The organism is Chryseobacterium defluvii (assembly GCF_014204415.1).
Classification (GTDB): Bacteria; Bacteroidota; Bacteroidia; order Flavobacteriales; family Weeksellaceae; genus Chryseobacterium; species Chryseobacterium defluvii_A.
Map to the genome: position 1 here is coordinate 117,503 of NZ_JACHLE010000005.1, position 24,206 is coordinate 141,708.

23 protein-coding genes are annotated in these 24,206 nt (G+C 38.4%); 13 read left to right on the top strand and 10 right to left on the bottom strand.

The genetic code is table 11. From position 1 onward, the window contains the following. From HNP38_RS15080 to secG, 3 genes are all read left to right on the top strand, one after another. Window positions 1-1,314 (top strand): M16 family metallopeptidase, encoded by a 1,314-nt coding sequence (locus tag HNP38_RS15080; protein WP_184191007.1) that lies wholly within the window; start codon window positions 1-3, stop codon window positions 1,312-1,314. Between the two features lie 52 nt (window positions 1,315-1,366). After that, window positions 1,367-3,400 (top strand): M16 family metallopeptidase, encoded by a 2,034-nt coding sequence (locus HNP38_RS15085; protein ID WP_184191009.1) that lies wholly within the window; start codon window positions 1,367-1,369, stop codon window positions 3,398-3,400. 133 nt (window positions 3,401-3,533) lie between these two features. Beyond that, a complete protein-coding gene (secG, locus tag HNP38_RS15090; protein WP_184191011.1) occupies window positions 3,534-3,881 on the top strand; it encodes a preprotein translocase subunit SecG in 348 nt (115 codons plus the stop codon). A 48-nt stretch (window positions 3,882-3,929) separates the two neighbouring features. On the opposite strand, the gene HNP38_RS15095 is transcribed toward secG, so the two are convergent. The 5 genes from HNP38_RS15095 to recR are packed head-to-tail and all read right to left on the bottom strand — an operon-like array spanning window position 3,930 to window position 8,084. Then, on the bottom strand, window positions 3,930-4,964 hold the full coding sequence (locus HNP38_RS15095; RefSeq protein WP_184191013.1) for a lipopolysaccharide biosynthesis protein: 1,035 nt from the start codon (window positions 4,962-4,964) through the stop codon (window positions 3,930-3,932). Further along, window positions 4,961-6,094, bottom strand: a complete 1,134-nt coding sequence (locus HNP38_RS15100; protein ID WP_184191015.1) for an NAD-dependent epimerase/dehydratase family protein — start codon at window positions 6,092-6,094, stop codon at window positions 4,961-4,963. The genes HNP38_RS15095 and HNP38_RS15100 overlap by 4 nt, the downstream gene beginning before the upstream one ends. A gap of 6 nt (window positions 6,095-6,100) precedes the next feature. Further along, on the bottom strand, window positions 6,101-6,652 hold the full coding sequence (locus tag HNP38_RS15105) for an acyltransferase (RefSeq protein ID WP_184191017.1): 552 nt from the start codon (window positions 6,650-6,652) through the stop codon (window positions 6,101-6,103). Then, window positions 6,649-7,440, bottom strand: coding sequence for a glycosyltransferase family 2 protein (locus HNP38_RS15110; RefSeq protein ID WP_184191019.1), 792 nt, complete (start codon window positions 7,438-7,440; stop codon window positions 6,649-6,651). The genes HNP38_RS15105 and HNP38_RS15110 overlap by 4 nt, the downstream gene beginning before the upstream one ends. Window positions 7,441-7,469: 29 nt before the next feature. After that, complete coding sequence (gene recR, locus HNP38_RS15115) at window positions 7,470-8,084, bottom strand: recombination mediator RecR (protein WP_184191021.1); 615 nt, start codon at window positions 8,082-8,084, stop codon at window positions 7,470-7,472. Between the two features lie 113 nt (window positions 8,085-8,197). On the opposite strand from recR, the gene HNP38_RS15120 reads away from it, so the two are divergent. From HNP38_RS15120 to HNP38_RS15140, 5 genes are all read left to right on the top strand, one after another. Further along, complete coding sequence (locus HNP38_RS15120) at window positions 8,198-8,803, top strand: hypothetical protein (protein ID WP_184191023.1); 606 nt, start codon at window positions 8,198-8,200, stop codon at window positions 8,801-8,803. A gap of 10 nt (window positions 8,804-8,813) precedes the next feature. Next, a complete protein-coding gene (locus HNP38_RS15125; RefSeq protein WP_184191025.1) occupies window positions 8,814-9,311 on the top strand; it encodes a hypothetical protein in 498 nt (165 codons plus the stop codon). Between the two features lie 88 nt (window positions 9,312-9,399). After that, entirely contained in the window at window positions 9,400-10,842 is a 1,443-nt protein-coding gene (locus HNP38_RS15130) for an aminoacyl-histidine dipeptidase (protein ID WP_184191027.1), read from the top strand. A 204-nt stretch (window positions 10,843-11,046) separates the two neighbouring features. Continuing rightward, window positions 11,047-11,469, top strand: coding sequence for a hypothetical protein (locus HNP38_RS15135; protein ID WP_184191029.1), 423 nt, complete (start codon window positions 11,047-11,049; stop codon window positions 11,467-11,469). A gap of 107 nt (window positions 11,470-11,576) precedes the next feature. After that, a complete protein-coding gene (locus tag HNP38_RS15140; RefSeq protein ID WP_184191031.1) occupies window positions 11,577-12,185 on the top strand; it encodes a hypothetical protein in 609 nt (202 codons plus the stop codon). Between the two features lie 56 nt (window positions 12,186-12,241). Here the strand turns inward: HNP38_RS15140 and HNP38_RS15145 are convergent, their stop codons facing one another. Both HNP38_RS15145 and HNP38_RS15150 read right to left on the bottom strand, forming a co-directional pair. Beyond that, the gene (locus tag HNP38_RS15145) at window positions 12,242-12,571 is read right to left on the bottom strand and encodes a 2Fe-2S iron-sulfur cluster-binding protein (protein ID WP_184191034.1); all 330 of its coding nucleotides are present in this window, start codon (window positions 12,569-12,571) and stop codon (window positions 12,242-12,244) included. An 84-nt stretch (window positions 12,572-12,655) separates the two neighbouring features. Then, window positions 12,656-13,711, bottom strand: coding sequence for an NAD(P)/FAD-dependent oxidoreductase (locus HNP38_RS15150; protein WP_184191036.1), 1,056 nt, complete (start codon window positions 13,709-13,711; stop codon window positions 12,656-12,658). 150 nt (window positions 13,712-13,861) lie between these two features. On the opposite strand from HNP38_RS15150, the gene HNP38_RS15155 reads away from it, so the two are divergent. Next, window positions 13,862-14,632, top strand: coding sequence for a DUF3108 domain-containing protein (locus tag HNP38_RS15155; RefSeq protein ID WP_184191038.1), 771 nt, complete (start codon window positions 13,862-13,864; stop codon window positions 14,630-14,632). A 112-nt stretch (window positions 14,633-14,744) separates the two neighbouring features. Beyond that, window positions 14,745-17,174 (top strand): DUF5916 domain-containing protein, encoded by a 2,430-nt coding sequence (locus tag HNP38_RS15160; protein WP_184191040.1) that lies wholly within the window; start codon window positions 14,745-14,747, stop codon window positions 17,172-17,174. A gap of 209 nt (window positions 17,175-17,383) precedes the next feature. Here the strand turns inward: HNP38_RS15160 and pheS are convergent, their stop codons facing one another. Beyond that, complete coding sequence (gene pheS, locus HNP38_RS15165; protein WP_184191042.1) at window positions 17,384-18,394, bottom strand: phenylalanine--tRNA ligase subunit alpha; 1,011 nt, start codon at window positions 18,392-18,394, stop codon at window positions 17,384-17,386. A gap of 129 nt (window positions 18,395-18,523) precedes the next feature. Further along, window positions 18,524-19,186, bottom strand: a complete 663-nt coding sequence (locus HNP38_RS15170) for a YceI family protein (RefSeq protein WP_184191044.1) — start codon at window positions 19,184-19,186, stop codon at window positions 18,524-18,526. A 75-nt stretch (window positions 19,187-19,261) separates the two neighbouring features. Here HNP38_RS15170 and HNP38_RS15175 point away from each other — a divergent pair, with 75 nt between their 5' ends. Next, window positions 19,262-20,197 (top strand): sulfate/molybdate ABC transporter ATP-binding protein, encoded by a 936-nt coding sequence (locus HNP38_RS15175; protein WP_184191046.1) that lies wholly within the window; start codon window positions 19,262-19,264, stop codon window positions 20,195-20,197. 327 nt (window positions 20,198-20,524) lie between these two features. Here HNP38_RS15175 and HNP38_RS15180 read toward each other — a convergent pair whose 3' ends face one another. Continuing rightward, window positions 20,525-20,869 carry a zinc ribbon domain-containing protein YjdM gene (locus HNP38_RS15180; protein ID WP_184191048.1) on the bottom strand — a complete coding sequence of 115 codons (345 nt, stop codon included), beginning with the start codon at window positions 20,867-20,869 and terminating at the stop codon, window positions 20,525-20,527. A gap of 196 nt (window positions 20,870-21,065) precedes the next feature. Between HNP38_RS15180 and HNP38_RS15185 the strand changes: the two genes are divergently transcribed. Then, on the top strand, window positions 21,066-22,271 hold the full coding sequence (locus HNP38_RS15185) for an RsmB/NOP family class I SAM-dependent RNA methyltransferase (protein WP_184191349.1): 1,206 nt from the start codon (window positions 21,066-21,068) through the stop codon (window positions 22,269-22,271). A 174-nt stretch (window positions 22,272-22,445) separates the two neighbouring features. Continuing rightward, window positions 22,446-24,110, top strand: a complete 1,665-nt coding sequence (locus HNP38_RS15190; RefSeq protein WP_184191050.1) for a GLPGLI family protein — start codon at window positions 22,446-22,448, stop codon at window positions 24,108-24,110. Window positions 24,111-24,206 lie beyond the last annotated feature (96 nt).

Below are 24,206 nucleotides of genomic sequence, written 5' to 3' on the forward strand. Positions count from 1 at the left end.
ATGAAAAAACGACTTCTTTCTGTTGCTGCTGCGGCTTTCTTTGGAATGATGCTGAACGCACAACAAATTAAATTCGAAGAGTATGACTTACCAAATGGTTTACACGTAATTCTTCATCAGGATAATTCTGCACCGGTAGTTACCACAGGTGTAATGTACCACGTAGGTGCTAAGGATGAAGTAAAAGGAAGAACCGGTTTTGCCCACTTTTTCGAGCATCTTTTATTTGAAGGTACGCCTAACATCAAAAGAGGCGAATGGATGAAAATTGTTTCTGCCAACGGAGGCCAGAACAATGCCAACACAACCAATGACAGGACTTACTACTATGAAACTTTCCCTTCTAACAACGAGCAGTTAGGACTTTGGATGGAAGCGGAAAGAATGCGTCATGCCGTGATCAACCAGATAGGAGTAGACACTCAGAGAGAGGTGGTAAAAGAAGAGAAGAGATTGAGAATGGATAACCAGCCTTACGGGAATCTTTTCACGACTGTTCAGAAGAACCTTTTCACCAATCACCCATACAACTGGCCGACCATTGGATCTATGGAAGATCTGAATGCTGCCAAGCTGGATGAGTTTATGGCATTCTATAAGAAATTTTATGTTCCTAACAACGCTACTTTGGTCGTAGCCGGGGACATTAAACCTGAACAGACCAAAAAATGGATCCAGGAATATTATGGCGGTATCCCTAAAGGTACGGTATATCCGAAGAACTTCCCTAAGGATGAGCCTATTACAAAAGAAAAAGAAGTAACTGCCACAGATCCTAACATCCAGCTTCCTGCATATGTTTTTGCCTACAGAACACCGGGTAACAAGGAAAAGGATGCTTATGTTCTGGACATGCTTTCATCCTATTTAAGCAGCGGAAAATCTTCGGTATTGTATAAGAAATTGGTAGATCAGGAGAAAAAAGCACTTCAGGTAGCAGCTTTCAATCAGGGACTTGAAGATTACGGTATTTTTGCCTTCTTTGCGATCCCTATGGGACAGACTACCAAGCAGACTCTGCAAACTGATATTGATGCTGAAATTAAAAAGCTTCAGACTACTTTAATTTCTGAAGAAGATTATCAGAAAATTCAGAACCAGTTTGAGAACCAGTTTGTAAATCAGAACTCAAGCATTCAGGGAATTGCTGCTTCACTGGCAACCAACCACGTATTGATGGGAAATACTAACCTGATCAACAAGGAAATAGACATCTACAGATCTATCACAAGACAGGATCTGCAAAATGCTGCTAAAAAGTATTTGAATTCCAATCAAAGAATAATCATTAATTACGTACCTGAAAAAAAGTAATCTCATAAAACACAGAGTTTTAATGTGATTATTAAAAAATAATTTTTTACAAATGAAAAAGCAATTAACATATATAGCGGCAGCATTTTTATTCGCAGGAATGCTTTCTGCACAAAAAATTGACCTTAATGCAATGCCAAAGCCGGGGCCTACCCCTGCAATCAACATTGCCAAACCAAAAACTTTTCAGCTAAGCAACGGCCTTACCGTAATGGTAGTGGAAAACAATAAATTACCACGAGTAAGCGCTAATCTTTCTATGGACAGACCTCCATACTACGAAGGAAACGTTGCCGGAGTAAGTGAGATTATGGCAGAGCAGTTTGAAAACGGAACTACTAATTTAAGTAAGGATGATTTCAACAAAAAAGTAGATTTCCTGGGAGCTAACTTAAGCTTTTCTTCAGGAGGTGCTTTCGCCAATTCTCTTTCAAAATACTTCCCGGAAGTATTAGGACTCATGGCGGATGCTATCATCAATCCTAAATTCTCCGCAGAAGAAATTCAAAATTCTAAAGAAAGAACTGTTGAAGGGCTAAAAGCAGATGAGAAAAATGCATCTTCTATCGCCGGTAGGGTTTCAAGAGCTTTAATGTATGGGAAAAATACTTCCAGAGGAGAGTTCGAAACCGTTGAATCTATCAATAAGATCCAATTGACTGATGTTCAGAATGTTTACAAGAAATATTACGCTCCGGATAATGCTTACTTAGTAATCGTTGGAGATGTGAAGTTTGATCAGGTGAAGCCATTGATCGAAAAGGCATTCGGCGGATGGAAAAAATCAAATACTTCTTTCACGGCTTTAGAACCGGCTGCTAATGTCGCAAAAACTGAGATCAATGTGGTGGATGTTCCTTCTGCCGTACAGTCTGTGATCTCTGTAGGCAACCTGAACAGTCTGAAGATGAAAGATCCTAACTATTTCTCAGCTACGATCGCCAGCTACATTTTAGGAGGCGGGAGTGAAGCCAGGCTTTTCATGAATCTTCGTGAGAAGAACGGGTTTACTTACGGCGCCTATTCAAGCATGAGTGCAAGTAAATATTCCCCTGAATTCTCCGCTGAAGCGAGTGTGAGAAATGAGGTTACGGATAAGGCTGTAAAGGAATTCATGAATGAACTTAACGCCATTTCTACCGTAAAACCAGAAGAACTGGAAAATGCCAAAGCAAAACTGAAAGGAAATTTCATCATGTCTTTAGAAAAGCCTGAAACCATTGCAAGATTTGCTTTAAATCAAAAAGTTCAGGATCTTCCGGCTGATTTCTACACCAATTACCTGAAGTCTATTGATAAGGTAACTGCTGCAGATGTTTCTAACGCAGTAAAAGCTACTATTTTTCCCAACCAAAGCAGAATTTTCATCGCAGGAAAAGCTTCCGATATTTCCGAAGGATTGGAAAAATCCGGCTATACTGTAAAATATTTTGACAAAGATGCCAATCCTGTTGCAAAACCATCTGCCCAGAAAGTGGATGCCAGTGTAACCATTGGGTCTGTTGCTGACAAATACATCAATGCTATCGGAGGACAGGCAGCTGTTCAGAAGATCACTTCAATTACTACAGATGCCACTACAAAGGTTCAGGGAATGGATATGAACATGAAAATGACCCAGGCAAAAGGTGGTAAAATGGCCATGAATATCAGTATGATGGGAAATACCGTTCAGAAAATCGTATTTGACGGAAAAGACGGTTATATGGAAGCTCAGGGACAAAAAGTACCTTTACCGGCTGCCGAGAAAGCGGAAATGGCTAAGGAAACCGAACTTTTCCCTGAATTAAATTTTGCCAAATCTCCTGAATACAAACTGGCAGGAATAGAAAAATATAATAATGAAGATTCTTACGTGGTAAAAGGTAGTAAAACAACTTACTACTACAGCGTAAAAACAGGTTTGAAAACCGGAGAAGTGAAAACCGCGCAGGGAGGTTCTATCCCTACAAGCTATGCTGATTATAAAGATGTATCCGGAGTAAAGCTTCCATACACAATCATACAGAATATGGGTGGAATGGATATCAACCTAGCGGTACAATCTTACCAGATCAACCAGGCTAAAGACACTGATTTTAAATAAGAATAAGCTTATTTTATAAAAAAACGGCACCTTTCAGGTGCCGTTTTTGTTTTTATGAATATTTACCGGCTTCTTTTTTTGTCATTCGGTAAAAAAAAACTAAATTTGCCCATTCAAAAAGATAACAAAGTTAATGGATACTATATTTACACTACTGATGATTCTTGTTATGATTGCAAGCGTATTGCTAGTAATCGTCATTATGGCTCAAAATCCAAAAGGCGGAGGTCTTTCCGGTACTTTCGGGGGAGCATCATCTGCTCAGTTCGGAGTGCAAAGAACCAATGACTTCATGGAAAAAGCAACATGGACCTTAGGAAGTGTGATCATCGTTCTTATCGTTCTAAGTGTGATCATGACAGGTAAGCCATCACAGGCAGCTCCGGTACAGCAGAAGCCAGCTCAGAAAGAGGCTCCGGCAAAAACGGCTCCGGCTTCCCAGACTACACCGGCTAAAACACCTGCTGCTCCGGCTAAATAAGCAAATACTTTTAGTAATATAGAAAAGCAACTCAAATTGAGTTGCTTTTTATTTTTCAGATGTATGAGATAAACTCCAATACTGATCCTGATCCTCAACAAATAAACATTCGATAAAGGAGTCTAAAGACATCATATAAAGTGTTTTCTCGTCAGGCTTCGTAAATTCCGTAGTGAAAAAATCAGGTTTCAGACTTACATTTTCCCGGTCAATGATCAGAATATTATCGGGATTATAAAAAGGATAATTCTTAATATCCGCATTGGTGGTCACCAGTTTTCTGCCTGCCGCCAGTACCTCAAAGGTCCTGATAGTCAAACCTTCCTGAAAGGGTTTATTAATATCCAGAACCGACTTCGATTTCCCGTAGTATGCTATGATCTCCTGATGGCTTAATTTTTTAAAGCTGACCTTCCTAAGATCGAACTGCTTAAGGTTTTTATCTATAAGTTTTTTCAGCCTGAACGCTGCCCTACCCATCGCATAATAGTAAAAAAAACATTTCAAATGAAGCTGATCCGCTACTGCTTTCACCTTTTCCCCTACTACATAACGGTCTGTATGGGCACTTCCGATAAATACCATATCATACTCAAAAGAGGTAACTTCTCCTCTGTCTTTATATTCTTCCAGATAAAATAAGGGTCTGAAATGCAAATGATAGGTATGGGCATCACTGCGCTCAAAAGTAAATTTTTTATCAAAATACTTTAAATTCGCAACCAGACCGGGATATTCCGTTAAAGGATCAAAATTATAATGGATCATTTCCATACGGGGATTATTTCTTTTAATTTCTTCAAGAAAAAAAACAGGAATGGCTTCTCCCTTGATGAGAAGAAAATAATCGTATTTCCGGTGCTGAATTTCTTTTAAAATTCTTTTATAATAGGTATGGATTTGCAGCTGGTACAGCTTTTTATTGAACCGGATAATTCCTTTTGAGAAATTGGAATTGGAAGGCCTTTCATCATAAAAATCAACCTCTGCCCCCCATTCGGTAAGCCGCTTCGCGATCGCTCTTTCGTATTTAAAAAAACTTACCGAAAGGAAAAGTATCTTTTTATCCTTTAAACCTGTCATTTTAAAAGGCCTTTAACTTTCATTTCTTCGAGGGATTCTTTGAATTTCACATCCCGGACATTCTGCTGCAATACCCAGTTTGTAAATTTTGACATCCCTTCTCCGAAAGATATTTTAGGATAAAAATCCAGTCTGGATTTAATTTTACTGATATCTGCAAAATTATGCCTGATATCCCCCACACGGAACTGCCCCGAAATATTGATCTCAAAATCTCTGTTATAGGATTTTTTCAGGTTTTCAGCAACGGCTGTTACGCTGGTAGGAATTCCGGTTCCCACATTAAAAACTTCCCCATTGGCCGCATCATTCTCAATACATTTGATCACAGCTTCTACAGCATCATCCACATGGATAAAATCCCTTGACTCCTTACCATCCTCAAATACATTGATATCATTTCCGTTGAGGATCTGTGAGGAAAAGATAGACAGAATTCCCGTATAAGGATTCAATAAGGACTGCCCTTCTCCATATACATTCTGGAACCGCAATGCCACCGGTGCCACTCCCATGGAAGCGCAGGCGGTCATTACCATTTGCTCCTGGGTATATTTGGTGATCCCGTAAATAGAGGTGGGATGAATTTTGGATTCTTCATCTGTAGGAAGTGCCGTAAGGAACTGCCCGTCGGGATATTGTATTTCAAAATTCCCTTTTCTCATCGCTTCTACATTCCTTGGTTTCGGGTAGATAAGCCCCAACTCGGGATGCAGGTATTTTCCTTCTCCATAGACTGCTCTGGAAGAGGCTATAATCACTTTTTTAATCTGGTGAGGTCTGTTAACCAACAGATCCAGCATTTTTGCCGTCCCGGAAACATTCACCCCGGTATATTTTTCAATCTGATACATGGATTGCCCTGTACCTGTTTCTGCCGCCAAATGAACGATGATATCCTTTCCTTCGGCAGCTTTTTCCCAGTCTTCACTGTTCACTACATCACCTTTGATAAAACTGACCTGTCCGGCAATGCTCCTGTACAAAGGGGAATCTGTTTCAGGATCCTTCCCGTGGATCTGGGAAGAAAGGTTGTCCAAAACAGTCACCTCATATCCCATCTCCTTAAGCTGTAACGATAGTTTGCTTCCGATAAATCCTGCTCCCCCTGTGATTAAAATATTCTTCATATGATTCTAGCTAAACTTTTCCCATTGACCTGTTTCGGGATTATATTTCTTTACAATTCTTGCCGGTGCCCCCACAATAACACAATAATCGGGAAACTCACCTCTTACTACGGAATTGGCTCCTACAATGCACTGCTTTCCGAGCTTAGTTCCTGCCATTATTGCAGCTCCCATTCCGATATAACAGTTCTCCCCGATCATAGTATCCCTGATTTTATATTCCTGATTTACAACATGTTTTCCGATCTCTTCATATTCATGATCGATGTTCGTAATGAATACATTGGCCAGGATCAGCGAGCTTTTTCCGATCACTAAATTTCCTGCCGAAGTAATGTGCACGTTCTGCGAGATCACCACATCCTCCCGGATATGAATGTTCCCCGAACGATGGACTTCCATTCTCAGATGCGGGAAGATCCGCACTTTTTTATCTATAAAAACCTTTTTGGTTCCCATCAGAAACAAAGGCCTGCCCAAATAGGAAGGCAATGCAAACTTTCCGAAGAAAGGTGCATACAGCAATGCTCTGAGTGCCCAAAAATATTTATAAATCATAATTTATTTTTAAAAATCCTGATCAGGTATTTCATCTTCGAAAATAAGAAAAACAAAATATACTCAAAGTAGCTGATCCTTTTTGTCCGGTACATTTCCAGCAGATTTTTCTGTATTCCCTTTTCCATTTCCGGAAGATCGGCAGATAACCCTGAAACACCGTATGATCTTTTTCCTCCTCCTGTAAAAGCCAATTCTTCTGCTAAGATATACATATTATTATTTTTGGAAACCCTCATCCAGTAATTGGCATCTTCTGAGTATTTCTGATTCTCATCAAAAAAGCCCGTATTTTCCAAGACTTTACGTTGGAATAATGCTGTTGAAGTTTGCCCGTCTACTCTTAAAAGAAGTTTCTTAAGGCTCATCTCAGCGAGGTTATTTTTATCTTTTTTATAAGGAAACCATATTTTTTCCCCGTTTCTTAAGGCGGTAATAAAATCTACATGAAAAAGTGAATTCTTCAAAAATTTCATCTGTCTTTCAGTCTTTTCGGGAAGCCATTCATCATCAGAATCCAGCAGGGCTATGTATTCTCCCTTTGAAGCCTTTAATCCTGTATTCCTTGCTTTTGAAACCCCGCCATTAGCCTGGTTAATAAGCTGAATATTTATTTCCGGGTGAGTTTTAATGTAATCTTTCACCAGATCTTCACTTCTATCCGTAGAACCGTCATTCACAATGATGATTTCAAATTCCTGTATCCCGACCGTTTGTGCCTCGACTGAACGTAAAGCATTCATGATGGTCTTTTCTGCATTGTACATGGGAATTATTACGGAAATCATTCAGGCCGGTTTAAAAGTTATGGTCATTATTAAGCACTTCCTTCATCATAAGGCAGCCTGTTGAGAATAGATCTGCCCAAAGAGATCTCATCAGCATATTCCAGCTCATCTCCTACCGAAATCCCACGGGCAATACTTGAAAATTTTACTCTAAAGCCTTTAAATTTCTTGTAAATATAATAGGCTGTAGTATCTCCTTCCATAGTGGCACTTAAAGCAAATATAAACTCCGTCACTTTTCCCTCATTCAGTTTCCTTTCAATACTCGGGATATTCAGCTGATTGGGGCCTATCCCTTCCATGGGTGAGATCTTGCCGCCCAGAATAAGGTATTTCCCGGTATACTTCCCTGTATTTTCAATGGCAATGACATCCCTTACATCTTCCACAATACAGATAACATCATCATTTCTTTTAGGATTGCTACATATCTCACAAACATCAAAATCAGAAAAATTATGGCAGTCTTTGCAATATTTTATATCATTCACAAGGTTAATAAGGGAATTCCCGAGACTCACCGCCCTTGAATTGGGCTGCTTTAATAAATGCAATGCCAGCCGTAAAGCAGTTTTCCTGCCAATTCCCGGCAATCCCGAAATTTCATCCACCGCTTTTGCCAAAACTTTACTAGGGTAATCCATAATGACAAAAATAAAACAAAAACATGAGTATTTATAGTTTATCAAACTTAAAATCTTCTGCTGTTTGCTTTAAAACATTTATCTTTGGGCTGACATGTAAAAAAATAAACTAAATGATACTCAACAACCTGAATTATCCTCTGGATTTTAAATTCAAGATCTCAACATTATCCAGTGATTTCAACATTACGGACAGGAATGGAAATTATGTGGCCTATGTACGTCAGAAAATGTTTAAACTTAAAGAAGACGTTATTGTATTTAATGACGAAAGCAAATCAAAAGAGCTTTTCAGGATTAAAGCCAATCAGTGGATCGATTTTAATTCTTCTTATTCTTTAAGTGACCTTGTAAACAATAAAAACTTCGGAAGACTGGCCAGAAAAGGGATGCGTTCTCTATGGAAATCCTCCTACGATGTTCTGGACGCCAACGACCAGCCTAAATTTACCGTTACGGAAGATAACGCATGGGTAAAATTCTTTGACGGAATTGTTGGTGAGATCCCTGTCATCGGAATGTTTACCGGCTATTTCCTGAATCCTTCCTACACTGTAAGAGGAACAGACGGAAAAGAATATTTTAAACTTAAAAAAATGCCTTCTTTCTTCGGCAGGAGATTTCAGCTGGACAGAATGATCGATATTGATGACGAAGACGAAAGTCTGGTTGTCCTGTCACTACTGATGATGGTACTTCTGGAAAGAGCCCGCGGATAAAACAGAAACAATGAAATATAGACTCCTTCTTTTTATAGCGCTCACACTGACCGCCTGTAAAAAAGACAAAGAAACACTTACCAATAGTAAACCTGTTGATTCCCTGACTATTTCTCAGGATTCCGCAAAAGCCGGCAGTTCTTCAGATTCAGGGAAAATTTTGGTCGAAATATTTCCTTTTCCTAAAGAAATTAAAGAATGTTCCTGCTATTTTGCCAGAAACAGGGCTGATTTCGAAGCTGAAAAATACATCTATGCTGATGATGCTGGAAAAACAGCTTATATGAAATTAGACGGTCAGAGACTGATTCTTAACCTGATCTCCTCAAATGATCTGGAAGTAGATGATGAACTGAGTAAAGAAATAGAAAATGAAAACTATAAAATCTCTGTAAAAGGCAAAAAAATAAAAAGCGAAGAAGCTTTATTATTTGAAGGTACCCTGACCATTGAAAAAGCTGACGGAACAACGGTCTCACTTCCTATTTATGGAGAGTGTGGATGCTAAGAGGTAAAATCGTAAAGCTGCAAATTTGCCTTTTTGCGATTTTATCATTTTGCCTTTTTTATTCGTAATTTTGAAAAAAATAAATTGTATGGAATTATCCAATATAGAACCACAAATAATCTGGAAGAACTTCTCCAAACTCAATACCGTTCCAAGACCTTCAAAAAAGGAAGGGAAGGTAATAGCATTCATCAAAGAATTTGGTGAAAACCTGGGACTGGAAACTACAGTAGATGAAGTAGGAAACGTTATCATTAAAAAACCTGCCACACCGGGCATGGAAAACCGAAAATCCATCATCTTACAGTCTCACCTGGATATGGTTTGCCAGAAAAACAATGATGTTAATTTCGATTTTGAGACGGAAGGGATCAAAATGGAGATCGATGGGGACTGGGTAAAAGCAAAAGGGACTACTTTAGGAGCTGATAATGGCTTAGGAGTAGCAACCATCATGTCTATTCTGGAAAGCTCAGACATCCCACACCCTGCTATGGAAGCTCTTTTTACTATTGATGAAGAAACAGGGATGACCGGGGCGTTGGGATTAAAGCCGGGGCAGCTTACAGGTGATATCCTTTTAAACCTTGATACGGAAGAGGATGATGAGATCGATATAGGCTGTGCGGGAGGAGTTGATGTTACCGTAACTCAAAATTATGAAGTTGAGCCCTCAGAAGGGCAAATTGTAAGAATAGAAGTGAAAGGATTACAGGGAGGCCATTCCGGAATGGATATCCATAAAGGATTCGGAAATTCCAATATTATTTTAGGCAGGTTGCTTTACAACGGGTTAGCGAAGGAAAACATCCGGCTGATCTCTATTGATGGCGGTAGCTTGAGAAATGCTATCCCGAGAGAAGCCGTTGCTATCGTATCTGTTCGGAATGCCAATGAATTCATTGAGGAGGCAACGAGTCTTAAAAAAGAAATTTTAGAAGAATTTGCTTCAATTGAACCGAACATCCATATCAATCTGGAGAGTTCAACAACATCCGAAAAGGCAATATCAGAAGAAGATTCCAAAAAGATCATTTTAGTATTAAAATCCCTTCACAATGGAGTGTACAGAATGAGTCCCGACGTAAAAGACCTTGTGGAATCTTCAAACAATGTTGCTAGGGTTGAATTGAAGGGTGGCAGCCTGAAAATATTAAACCTTTCAAGATCATCCGTAGAATCTACAAAATATGCTGTAGCAGAACAGCTGAAATCGGTTTGTGAACTTGCTGGAATGAATGTGGAATTCGGCGGTTCTTATCCGGGCTGGAAGCCAAAACCGGGTTCCGAAATCGTACAGCTGATGGAGAAAATCTACACAGAAAAATTCGGAGAAAAACCTCATGTGGTAGCCTGCCATGCAGGGTTGGAATGCGGTATTATCGGAGCCAATTATCCTGAGATGGAAATGGTGAGCTTCGGACCTACGATCCGGGGAGCGCATTCACCGGATGAAAAAGCTAATATTCCTTCAGCACAGAAATTCTGGGGATTTGTGAAAGATATTTTAGCTAATATCCCTCAGAAATAAAAAGCAAAAAATATAACATAGAATATCCGGAATCTCAGATTTTGGATATTTTTGTTTGAACGGAAGTGTTAAGATTGATCAGGATATTAAGAATATTAAGGATGAACTTATTCTCTGATCTTTACTTAAAAAGATGAAATATAAAGATCAATTAATCACAAGTTAATAGATAATTAAATATATAAAGATTATAAAACTAAGCGTATGTTAGGTACCTGGAAAGGAAAATATAAATATGATCTGAAACGGAATGCAAAATTCAATAATAAAGAAGTTGAGTTCATTGTGGAGATCACAGAATTTGAGGGTGAAAACTTCATTGGAACCGTCCGGGATATGGATGAGAACTATGGCACCAGAGGTTTGGGAACTATTGAAGGGAAGCTAAACGGCAATAATATAGAATTTATAAAGCAAATGCCGGTAAAATCCATATCTTTTAATAACGGAAAAAAAATAGAGTTTGAAAATGAAAAACACGATCCTGTTTATTATTCCGGTACTTTGAATTCAGAAGGCTCTTATTCAGGCAAATGGAAAATTAAAGGTGGAATTGGTTTTAAACGTAAAATGTTTATTATTTCCTTCGGAACGAAAGGTATCTGGGAAATGAGTAAAATCAAATAATTGCATGAAGCCTAATATGATTCTTAAAATCATAACAATCAGCCTGAACTCAACTTAAATTCTTATTAAATCTTAATCTATATCTTTAGTCACAAAAATATAACCCAATGAAAACCAATCATAAACTATTTATCTTTCTAATTTTCCCTGTTTTTATTTTTGGTCAAAAAAAATATAAATATTCTTATAAAGAAGGATATGGATTTTTAGCAGAAGCGCAAAAAATGATCAAAGAAGATAAGATTAAAAGTGCAAAAATTTTAATTAATAAAGCAAAGCGGACCAATTATGGATTTTGTGGGAATGCCTGGATAGATGCTAATTCACAAATTACATTGCTTGAAGTACAGGTACTGAATAAAGAAAATAATTATGACCAGTCTTTAAACATTTTAGACTCATTGGATGAATGCAGTTATGGTGCTGATTGTGATACAAGAGATTATTTAAAAATAGAAACCCTGATCCTTAAATTTGGAAAAGAAAAAGTGAAAAATGCTTTTAAAAATGTTAATAAAGTCTCTATAATTAATGATTATGATTATGGAGAAAGTTATTCAGCCTTCATTAAAGACCTTAATTATAATTTCAATTTTACTGCGAGGCAGATCATTTTCGTGGATGAGAATGGCAAAAAGGTTCCCAAAAACGTGACAGATAATGAGTTTCTGAATATTGCCCAAAATCAGCCATTCTACTCACTGCTCAAAGAATAGACAGCAACAAAGCGCCCGGAAATTTCGGGCGCTTTGTTATTATTTAAATTAAAATTCTAAGGATAAGGAGCAATTTCCACTTCAAGCCCTTCCATTTCCTCTACAATATGCAACTGACAGCCTAATCTGCTGTTGTCCTTTACATGGAAAGCTTCACCTAACATTGCATCTTCTTCATCTCCCATCAGCTCTAAACCGGGATCATGGATTACATACACCTGACATGAAGCACACATCGCCATTCCTCCGCAAACCCCAATGGTTCCTTCTTCTGCCAATTCATAAGAACGGATGATTTCCATTAAATTCATAGACATATCCGTAGGAGCTACAATCTCATGGGTTACCCCTTCTCTATCCGTAATTTTTATATTGATATCACTCATTTAGTTGATAGTTGATAGTTAATAGTTGATGGTAATCTGTCAGTTTTATAACTAGCAACTGACAACCCTCAACTAACAACCAATTTAGTCAATTTTTTTCACAACCGCTTTCTCAGCTTCTTTACGGCTTCCGTCAAATCCATCTACTCCACTTACTGTAGTATATTTTAAAACGTATTTTTTTCCCGGATTTAATCTGTTGTAAACACTCTGGCACATCAACGTAGCTTCGTGGAAACCACAAAGGATCAGCTTCAGCTTTCCGGGATAGGTATTGATATCTCCGATGGCGTAGATCCCGTCAATATTAGTCTGATAATCCAATGCGTTATTCACAACGATAGCATTTTTCTCGATGTTTAATCCCCAGTTTCCGATCTCTCCCAACTTTGGAGTCAATCCGAACAAAGGAATAAAATAATCAGTCTCAATATCATAAGTATCCTGCCCTTCAACTTCCACCGTGATTGCTTCCACCTTTCCGTCACCTTTTATCGCTGTAACCTCAGCAGGAGTGATCAGTTTAATTTTGCCTTCATTTTTAAGATCCTGAACTTTTTCTACAGAGTCCAAAGCACCTCTGAATTCATTTCTTCTGTGGATCAAAGTTACTTTACTTGCCACATTCGATAAGAAAATGCTCCAGTCAAGCGCAGAGTCTCCCCCACCTGCAATAACCACTTTTTTATTTCTGAAATGTTCAGGTTCTTTTACGAAATATTCAAGACCTTTTTCCTCATAATCGGCAATATTTTCAATGGTAGGTTTTCTGGGCTCAAAAGTTCCCAGGCCTCCCGCAATGGCAATAGCTTTTGCCCTGTGCACAGTACCTTTATTCGTAATTACTTCAAACCATTCATTGTCCACTTTTGTGTACGAAACAGCAGTTTCTCCAAGAGTAAATCCCGGCTGGAACTGTTTGATCTGCTCCATTAGATTATCCACTAATTCTCCTGCATTTACCGATGGATACCCCGGTATATCAAAAATAGGTTTTTTAGGATAAAGCTCCGCTAATTGCCCTCCCGGCTGAGGAAGTGCATCTATGATATGGCACTTCATTTTAAGTAAACCTGCTTCAAATACAGCAAAAAGCCCGGTGGGTCCGGCTCCTATGATCAATATATCCGTAGTTATCATAATTATAAGATAATTTTTATATGTAACTGCAAATTTACTAATTTTAACGCGAAGCGGATTTAATTGAGTCTAAATAAAAACCTGAGATTTGTCAAATAGTATGAAAAACATAATATTTAAATTTGGCAACCTTTTTGTAAAACTCATAGTATGAAGAAATTTTTGAATATTGTTGCATTGTTTATATTCTGTTTAGGTTTTGGCCAGATAGATAATATCTCAGATGGCGAGTCTATTACGTTCAGGATCCACTATGGTTTCCTGAATGCAGGAACAGCAACCTTAACAACACAAAAAACCACTTATAAAGGGGAACCTCATCTCTATGCCAAAGGAACCGGACAGACCACAGGTGCCGTGAAGGCATTTTTCAAGGTGGAAGACCTATATGAAAGTTTTATTAATGTAGAAACCGGCCTTCCCAGCTTTTATGTAAGGAATGTAAAAGAAGGCGGCTATCGCCAACATTTTGAGACCGTCTTTAACCACGATAATAACACATTGATTTTAACGGATAAGAAAACACCGGCAAACGGCTCTAAAGTCATCAAATCGGTGAAAGGAGTCCAGGATATGCTTTCCTGCTTCTATTACCTGAGGAGCAAAAGCCCGGGTGAACTAAAAGTAGGAACCATCATCAATATGAATGTATGGATCGATGATGAAATGTTTCCTTTTCAGCTGAAAGTGGCCGCTGCAGAGAATTTAAAGACCAAATTCGGAACTATTAACTGCCTGAAGATCATCCCGTCCGTAAAAAGCGGAAGGGTTTTTAAAGAAAAAGAAGGGGTGACCATGTGGGTGACCAATGATGCCAACCACATCCCGATGCTGCTAAAAGCCGAACTGGCTGTAGGATCTTTAAAAGCAAGTATTGACAGCTTTAAAAATGTAAAATATCCCCTGAAATTTACAAAATAACCCTATCGTTTTTTAGTAAAAAAGTCTGTAAAAATATTACGGATTTTTTTTGTTATGGCATGTAATGGATATATAATCTAAATTGTTTATCATTATATAACAACTAAGAAACATGAACACCCAACTGCTCGTAACGATCCTGTCACTATGCTTCGGCATTGTCTGCTCCCAGAAAAAAGAAGATGAGATCATACGAAAGAAAGTGCTGGTCACCAAAACAGCTTCATCTCCCAAAATTGATGGGATCCTCGACGACGCGGAATGGCAGAATGCCCCGGTTGCAACCAATTTCATCGAAAGAAACCCTAATAACGGAAAACCGCAGGAAGACTCTATAAAAACAGAAGTACGCATACTGTATGATGATACCGGAATTTATTTCGGGGCCCAGATGTATGATCCCACTCCTCAGAAAATTGCAAAAGAACTTACAGAAAGAGACGGCATTAATAATGATGATTTTTTCGGAGTGACCCTTAACGGATATAATGATAAGCAGCAAAGCCTGGAATTTGTAGTTACGGCTGCCGGTGTACAGTTTGATGCCAAGATCACCACAGATGGCGAAGACTCTACATGGAACAGCATCTGGTACAGCGGAGCCAAAATCAATGATAAGGGCTGGGCCGTGGAAATGAAGATCCCTTATTCTGAACTGAGATTTCCGGATAGCAATGTTCAGGAATGGGGAATGAATATGTTCCGGAGAATCCAGAGAATAAAAGCATCCTACGACTGGAATTTCGTGGATAATCAGAAAAACTCCTACACCTTGTTTGATGGAATTTTACAGGGCATAGAAAATATCAACCCTCCTACCCGGCTGTCTTTCACCCCCTATTTTTCCACGTATATCAATAATTTTGACGGAAAAACCACATCAAGCTTCAACGGAGGAATGGACGTGAAATATGGGATCAACGACGCTTTTACATTTGACATGACCCTGATCCCGGATTTCGGGCAGGCTAATTTTGATAATTCCATTCTGAATCTTACCCCTTTTGAGCAGCAATTTTCAGAGCAGAGGACTTTTTTTACAGAAGGCACCGAGCTTTTCAGTAAAGGGGGCATGTTCTATTCCAGGAGAGTCGGTGGAGAGCCTACAGTATATCCTGCTACCTCTGAAAAGGAAGAGGTGCTGGAATATCCTTCCAAAGTAAAGTTGTTCAATGCTTTTAAGATCTCCGGAAGAACGAAAAAGGGACTGGGAATAGGATTTTTCAACGGGGTCACGCAGAAAATGGAAGCCACTATCCTGAATGCTGAGACCGGTGAAAAGAGAAAAGAAGTAGTGGAACCGTGGACTAATTACAGTGTGCTGGTTTTTGACCAGAGATTCAACGGAAATTCATCTGTTTCTTTGGTGAATACCAATGTAACAAGGGACGGTAATTTCCGGGATGCCAATGCTACAGGAATCTTATGGGATATCAATAATAAAAAGAATACGTATAAAACTTTCGGAAGCCTGAAAGGAAGCTGGGTAATGAACGGAGAAACCCAATTCGGAACCCGTGGAGAAGCAGGAATTGAGAAAATCGCGGGAAAACATCGCTTTTCACTTAATGGAAATGTGACCACACAAGACTGGAACATCAATGACCTCGGGTTTTCAACAAGAACCAATTTTGCCAATTATAATGCCTGGTACGGGTACAGAATTTTACAGCCCACTGAGAAATTCAATAATATTTATATGAATTTTAACCTGAATTATTTTCACAGGCTGGAACCTTTTTTATACTCTAATCTGTTATTCAATAACAATAACAGCTTTACAGATAAGAAGTTCAGGGTTTTTGGAGGCGGAATTGAATTCACCCCGTTCGGGCAGAATGATATTTATGAGCCGAGAACCTCCGGCAGGCACCTTAAAGTACCCGCCTATTTTGATACCTGGATCTGGTTTGAAAGTGATAGCAGAAAGAAGCTTCAATATAATTTCACGATAGATTATTATGCATACAATGAGACAGGAAGAAACCAGGTATTCACCAACCTCGGGCTCAGATACAGGTTTTCAGATAAATTCAATATTTACTGGAGCTTCAATCCTAGTTTCAGTAATAATGAGACCGGGTTTGCAGGCAAAAACGATACGGATATATTCATAGGAAGAAGGCAGAGAAATACTTATGAGAATGCCCTGACCTCAAAGTACACTTTCAATGAAAAAATGGCTTTATCATTGGCTTTTCGTCATTATTTTTCAGATGTTACCTACAAACAGTTCTATACTTTGAACCAGGATGGAAGCCTTGCTGATACTCATAATTTCACTAATAACCTGAACGGAACTTATAATGCATGGAACGTCGATCTGAGATTCTCCTGGTGGTTTGCCCCGGGAAGCCAGCTGACGCTTCTATACAGAAATGCTACTTCCAACTATCTTGAAACCTCAAGGCTAAACGTTAAAAACAATTATGATATGCTTTTTAATGAGCCTATGGTGAATAATCTTTCTTTAAAACTCACTTATTTCCTGGATTACAACCGTATGAAAAACTGGATAAAGAAAAAGCCTGCAAAAAACTAGTTATTTTGAGACGCTTCGACTCCGCTCAGCGTGACGGAGTTAATGCTAATAGTTTTAAATTATAGCTGTGGCACGCTGAGCAGAGTCGAAGCGTTTTCTGTAACAGTAAAATGATAAACATAGTAAATCAGTTTTTAATTACGTTTTGTTTCTTAGGTCAGTAATTAAAAACAAAAAACCTCCGGAAATTCCGGAGGTTTGATTTTTTATTATAAGGTTTTAAACTGTTCTAAAGTTCTGATATCATTCTCAAAGAACATCCTGATATCGCTCATCTGGTAAAGAAGCATCACGATCCTTTCAATCCCCATCCCGAATGCATACCCTGAATATTTCTCCGGATCAATGTTCACATTTTTCAAAACGGCAGGATCTACCATTCCGCATCCCATGATTTCCAACCATCCTGTTCCTTTTGTGATTCTGTAATCTGTCTCGGAGTTCAGTCCCCAATACACATCAATTTCAGCACTTGGCTCAGTGAACGGGAAATAAGACGGCCTCATCCTGATCTTGGACTTTCCGAAAAGCTCGGTGGTAAAGAACTGGATGGTCTGCTTTAAATCAGCAAAGCTTACATTTTCATCAATATACAATCCCTCGATCTGATGGAAAATACAGTGAGAACGTGAAGAAACGGCTTCATTTCTGAACACTCTCCCCGGGGATAAGATCCTGATCGGCGGCTGGTTTTGCTCCATATAACGGATCTGTACGGAAGAAGTATGTGTTCTTAAAAGAATATCCGGATTTTGTTCGATAAAGAAAGTGTCCTGCATATCTCTTGCGGGGTGATATTCAGGAAGATTAAGCGCGGTAAAGTTGTGCCAGTCGTCTTCGATCTCAGGTCCGTCTGCCACAGCAAACCCAATGGACTTGAAGATTTCAATGATCCTGTTTTTTACCAGGTTTATAGGATGCCTTGATCCCAGATCCAATGGAAACCCTGGCCTGGTAAGATCTTCTTTCTCTGCAACAATAGAAGATCCTGAAGTATTTTTTAGATCTTCCAGTTTTACATTGACGGCCTGTTTCAGGGAATTGATCCTTTGCCCGAATTCTTTTTTCTGATCATTGGGAACGGTTTTTAATGTTTCATAGAAATCATTCAAAACGCCTTTCTTACCATTGTATTTGATCCGGAAGCTCTCTATATCCTCTTTAGAGGTACCCTTGAAACTGTTTACCTCAACCAGTAGTTCTTCTATCTTTTCTATCATTATTTTGCCCTTTCAAAATGTTTTGCAAAAATACGGTTTTCCGTTTAATAACTTTCTTTATTTGTCATAAAAAATCTGCCCCTTTATGAGAGGCAGACTTCAATCACTTATTTCACTTAAATAAAAAAATTATTTTTTCTCTAAAGCTTTAACGCTGATCTGAAGAGTTACCTCATCTTTAATAACCCCATTAGCTGCAGGTGCCTGGAATTTCACGCCAAACTCTTCTCTTTTAATGTCTTTCGGTTCAGTGGCAATACTTACTTCTCCGTCTTTTACGGAAACGTTAGCTTTGAACTGAGCTGGCTTGGTAATGCCTTTGATCGTTAAATTACCATCCAATAATGTATTGTAATCCCCTTCTGAAGCCGGTGTAACCTTTGTAATTTCGTAAGAAGCTGTTGGGAATTTCTCTACTTCAAAGAAATCGCCGCTTTTCAGGTGTCCGTTTAATTTTCCTAACTGATCCGCATCATCTTTAAGGTCAACGGAGGTCAATGAATTCATATCAGCAACAAATTTTCCGCTCTCAAGTTTTTCATCCTTTACGGTAATATCACCGTTTTCAAACTTTATGATACCGAAGTGGCTTGTGTTCTCAGATTTGAATATTTTGTACCCTTTCCATTCCACTTTACTGTTTAAAGTATCCACGGTGTAATGTGTCCCTTCCTTAGTGGTCGTAACATCGTTACTTTCACTGGTAAGAGGCTTATCCTTTTTACAGGAAACCACCATAGTTGCTGCAAGAACAGCAGGGATAACAAGGAGTGAAAACAGTTTTTTTCTCATTTTTGTCTGATGTATTTATACCCGCTAAGATAAATAAAAAATTTTATTTTTTTGTAAAAACATTACATTTGTAGTATGTTATTAGAAATAAACAATTTATATTTTTCATATACCCGGGAGCAGCCTCTTTTCCAGAATCTTAACCTGAAATTTGAAGCAGGCAGGATCATTGCCCTCGCAGGAGAAAGCGGATGCGGAAAGTCTACTTTACTGAATCTGATTTACGGACTTTTGGATTGGGAAAACGGAGAAATCATTTTCGACGGCACTCATCTTCTGGGCCCCAAAGGGAATCTGGTTCCTGGTGAAGCTGAAATGAAATTCGTAGCCCAGAATTTTGACCTTATGCCTTATGCTACTGTTGCTGAAAATGTAGGCAAGTTTATTTCAAATATTAATCTAACGAAGAAAAAAGAAACCGTAACAGAACTTCTGGAAGTGGTAGGACTGGAAGAATTTGCCAATACCTTACCTAAGAACTTAAGCGGGGGGCAACAGCAGAGAGTAGCCATTGCCAGGGCACTTTCTGTAATGCCCAAACTCCTTATTCTGGACGAGCCTTTCAGCAATCTGGATTTTTCCAGGAAAATAGAACTTCGGGAAAGGCTTTTCAGGTATGTAAAACAGAACAATATTTCTCTGATCATCTCTACCCATGAACTTCAGGATATCATCCCCTGGCTTGACCAGATCATCATCCTGCAAAACGGGAGACTGATTCAGAACGACACTGCCGAGGAAGCATTCAGGAACCCTTATAATTCTTATGTAGCCAAGCTTTTTGGAGAAGTCAACATTTTTAATGAAAACGAAATGTCAGATTTTCAGATCTCAAAATTCTCTTATTATCCCCGTGAAATTAAAGTTTCTGATCATGGTTTTGAAGCAGAAGTCCTGGAAAGCAGATTTGCCGGAAACCATTACTGGAACAAGATCAGGGCAAAAAACAAAGAGATCGCGGTTTATTCGGACAGAAAACTGGAAGGCCGGATCAATATTTCATTTGAATAAAACAGAGTTGTAAAAAGGTAAAAAAGCAAAATTGCCTTTTAACCCTTTTGCTTTTTTACCTTTTTATAACTTGATCCTAATCACCAGATCTGCCAGCAGTTATTGTTAATTTGTGGATAACAATTTTAATTCCGAAGACCTGTTTTTAAAACTTTTCCTTACATTTGTATTTCCACAGCATAAGGAAATTTTTGGTTAATTCTCTTTCTGCCTTTAAGACAAAGATTAGCAATTCTATGCAATCTAGTTTTTTGAAAGATTACACTGTCCAATTCTTTCCTTTTTTTATGCCTGAAAAATAACAATACACTTTACAGACGCAACCAATTACGCTTTCTTTACAAATTCTGATTTTAAAGCCATAGAACCAAAGCCATCGATCTTACAGTCTATATTATGGTCACTGTCAAAATTTAAACGGATATTTTTCACTTTAGTTCCTGCTTTTACAGGCTTAGGAGCACCTTTTACCGGTAAATCCTTGATCACTACCACAGAATCCCCGTCCTGAAGCTCATTTCCGTTAGAATCCAATATCTTTCCTGCGTTGGAAGTTTCCGCGGCCGCATCTTCCGGATTCCATTCATAAAAACATTGGGAACACACCATCATAGTATCACTCGGATAAGTAAACTCAGAGCTGCATTTCGGACAAAGTATAGTATCACTCATATTTTTAATTTTTGCAAAGGTAAGCTTTAAAAATTATGAATGAAGAGTTAAGAGTTTTTTTGATTGTTAATTATTAAATATAAGTCCAAATACATGTTAATAACTTATAACTCTTAATTCATAACTCATAAAACCACCAATAAAAAACTCTCAACTTTAATTCGTATTTTTGCAGACTGAAATAGCAGAAGCAATTATGGAACTTATTCACAGAAACTTAGCGATCGGAATTCACGATGCTTTACAGGAAACATTTTTTGAGAAAAACAAATACGCTGATAAAGTGATCGAAAGGCTATTAAAAGCCAACAAAAAATGGGGAAGCCAGGACAGGGCTGTTGTTTCTGAGATTTTCTATAATATCATCCGCTGGAAGAAACGTCTGGAATATTATATGGGGGAAGGTGTAAAACCCAATAATATTTATAAACTTATCATTGCCTATTTGCTCTGGAGCAAAACCAATTATAAAAAGTTTGAAGAATTTGACGGAATAAAAATCGCAGATATCCTTACAAAACTTAAAAAAAATACAGTTCCCACCAAAGCTATAGAACATTCCATTCCTGACTGGCTGGCTGAAACTTTGGAGAAAGAGCTGGGTTCCGGCTGGGAAAAGGAAATGAAAGCTTTAAACGAACAGGCTCCAACGGTTTTAAGAGCAAATTCCCTAAGAACTACTACAAAAGAGCTGATCTCGGACCTATCCGATGAAAATATTGTATCTTACAGCGTAAAAAACTATCCGGATGCAGTACAATTGGAGGAAAAGAAAAATGTTTTCCTTACGACTGCTTTTAAAGAAGGATTATTTGAAGTGCAGGATGCCTCTTCCCAAAAGATAGGGTATTTCCTTGATGTAAAAGAAGGGCAAAGAGTAGTTGATGCATGTGCAGGAGCTGGCGGAAAAACACTTCACCTGGCTGCTTTAATGAAAAACAAAGGACAGATCATCGCATTGGATATTTTCGAATGGAAGCTGGCAGAGCTGAAAAGACGTGCCAAAAGAGCCGGTGCCCACAATATCGAAACCCGCATGATCTCTGATAACAAAGTCATCAAACGTCTTTATGATAAAGCAGACAGACTGTTGATAGATGCTCCATGTTCGGGACTGGGAGTTTTAAAAAGAAACCCGGACAGCAAATGGAAGATCGATCAGGAATTTATAGACAGGATAAAAAAAGAGCAGCAGCAGATCCTTCAGGATTATTCTAAAATGCTTAAAAAAGGCGGAAAAATGGTATATGCCACATGTTCTATTCTACCTTCGGAAAACAATGAACAAGTAGAAGAATTTTTGAAAAACAATCCCGGCTTCAAAATGCTTAAAGATGAAAAAGTGATGCCAAGTACAGGTTATGACGGTTTTTATATGGCCTTGATAGAGAGGGTTTCTTAAACGGTAAGAAATATCAGAATATTAAACTACTCTATTTTCCGGAGTAGTTTTTGCTTTTTATCCTGAATTGAAATCATATTAATCCCCTGTAACTTTTACCCTTATATTCATACTTATTATGTTAAACGTTACTTGTAATTCACAACATTATCTTGTGAGAAACCATTATCTGCTATGTACAAAAGAGCCTTCTTCAGTTTATTTGTGATTTTATTTGGTCTTACCTATGCACAGATCTACGAAATTCAGTATATCAGCTCTTCCAACGGGAAAGTACAGACAGAACAGCCACCTACTCTTATATGGGCCGCCGAAAAAGAAAATTTTATCTTAAATAATAAGATCAGGGAACAGAAAAGCGATTATCCTTTTGAAATAACGAAAGTAGAAAAACCCTCCAATACTATTGTTTCTTATGCTTTTTTAAAACCCGGAGAAATCATTTCCACATCTGATACCGAATCCATAGGAAAGCAAAGCTTTGAATTCACGAACAAAACTAAAAAAATATTGGGTTATATCTGTAAAAAGGCAGTCACAAAAATCAACTCTAATACGATAGAAGTATGGTATACCAACGATCTGAAAATACAGGGCGGGCCTTCAGCCTTAGGCCAGAATTTAGGATTGGTGCTGGAAATAGAACGAAATAAAAATTCCACCATAACTGCCAGCTCAATTAAAAAGGTTAAAAAAAATGATATCGAAAGTATCCTGAAAGGTTCCGTCAGCACAACAGATCCGTTAAGCTACCGGGATCTGCTATGGAAAAGCAGATTTACCACTTTAAAAGTATTTGAAGATGAAACCATTAATTTTTCTGATGAGTCAAAACCTGATGAGAATATAAAAAGATTTGCTAAAGGAACGATCCTGCTAAAAAAAATTAAGTTTCCTAAGATCTCAGATGGTGACAATATCTTTGTTGAATTAAAACAGCAATCCAATGGGGACGCTTATGACAGGACAGGCACCGTTTTCTTTATTCCACAGGATAAAACCCAGTCTTTTTTTGACGGTCTAGAAAAAGGCGCCCAAATCCTTCCCGCTTATGAAAATGGTAACGGAAAGCAGTATTTTGGAGTGGCCTCTACGGAAAATTATAATCCTGCCATAGAAATGATGCGTTTTTTTACCGCTTTTGGGATTCAGAAATTCAATCATATCCAATTAAAAGGAAAAAAATGGCAGGAACAAAGCCCTTACCGGCAGGATATTACAGAACTGAAACCCCAACTATCCGAAAAAGAATTATGGGTAGGCACATTTATAGGCAACTATGACAAAGGAGGCCACAAAGTGAGCGTAGACATTACCATTCATAAGAGTGGCAGGAAGATCAATATCAATAATAAAGCCATCCCTCTGTTCAATACGGTGAATATCATGGAAATGGCGGGACAGGATTATGCCACCATGTTCAGTAATGATAAAGGACTTCTTGTGGAGTTTACCCTTGAAAAAGATTTAAAAAACACCCAGCTCAGGTATACCACAACAGGACATGGCGGCTGGGAAAACGGAGATGAGTTTGTTCCTAAGCCCAATTCTATTTTCTTAGACGGGAAAATGGTATTTTCTTTCATCCCCTGGAGAACAGATTGCGGCTCATACCGTTTATACAATCCCGCTTCCGGAAATTTCCAGGACGGGCTTTCCTCTTCAGATCTGAGCAGGTCTAACTGGTGTCCGGGAACGGTTACCAATCCCAATTTCATTACCCTTGGTGATTTAAAGGCAGGAAAACATACGATACAGATTAAAATTCCTCAAGGTGCTCCTGAAGGAACAAGTTTCAGTGCATGGAACGTATCTGGTATATTATTGGGTTCCGAATAAAAAAAAACCTTCTTGCAAACTGAATTGCAAGAAGGTAAAAACACAAATGATGAAAAAAAATTATTTCGAGCCACAAAGTAAGGACTAAAATTTCTA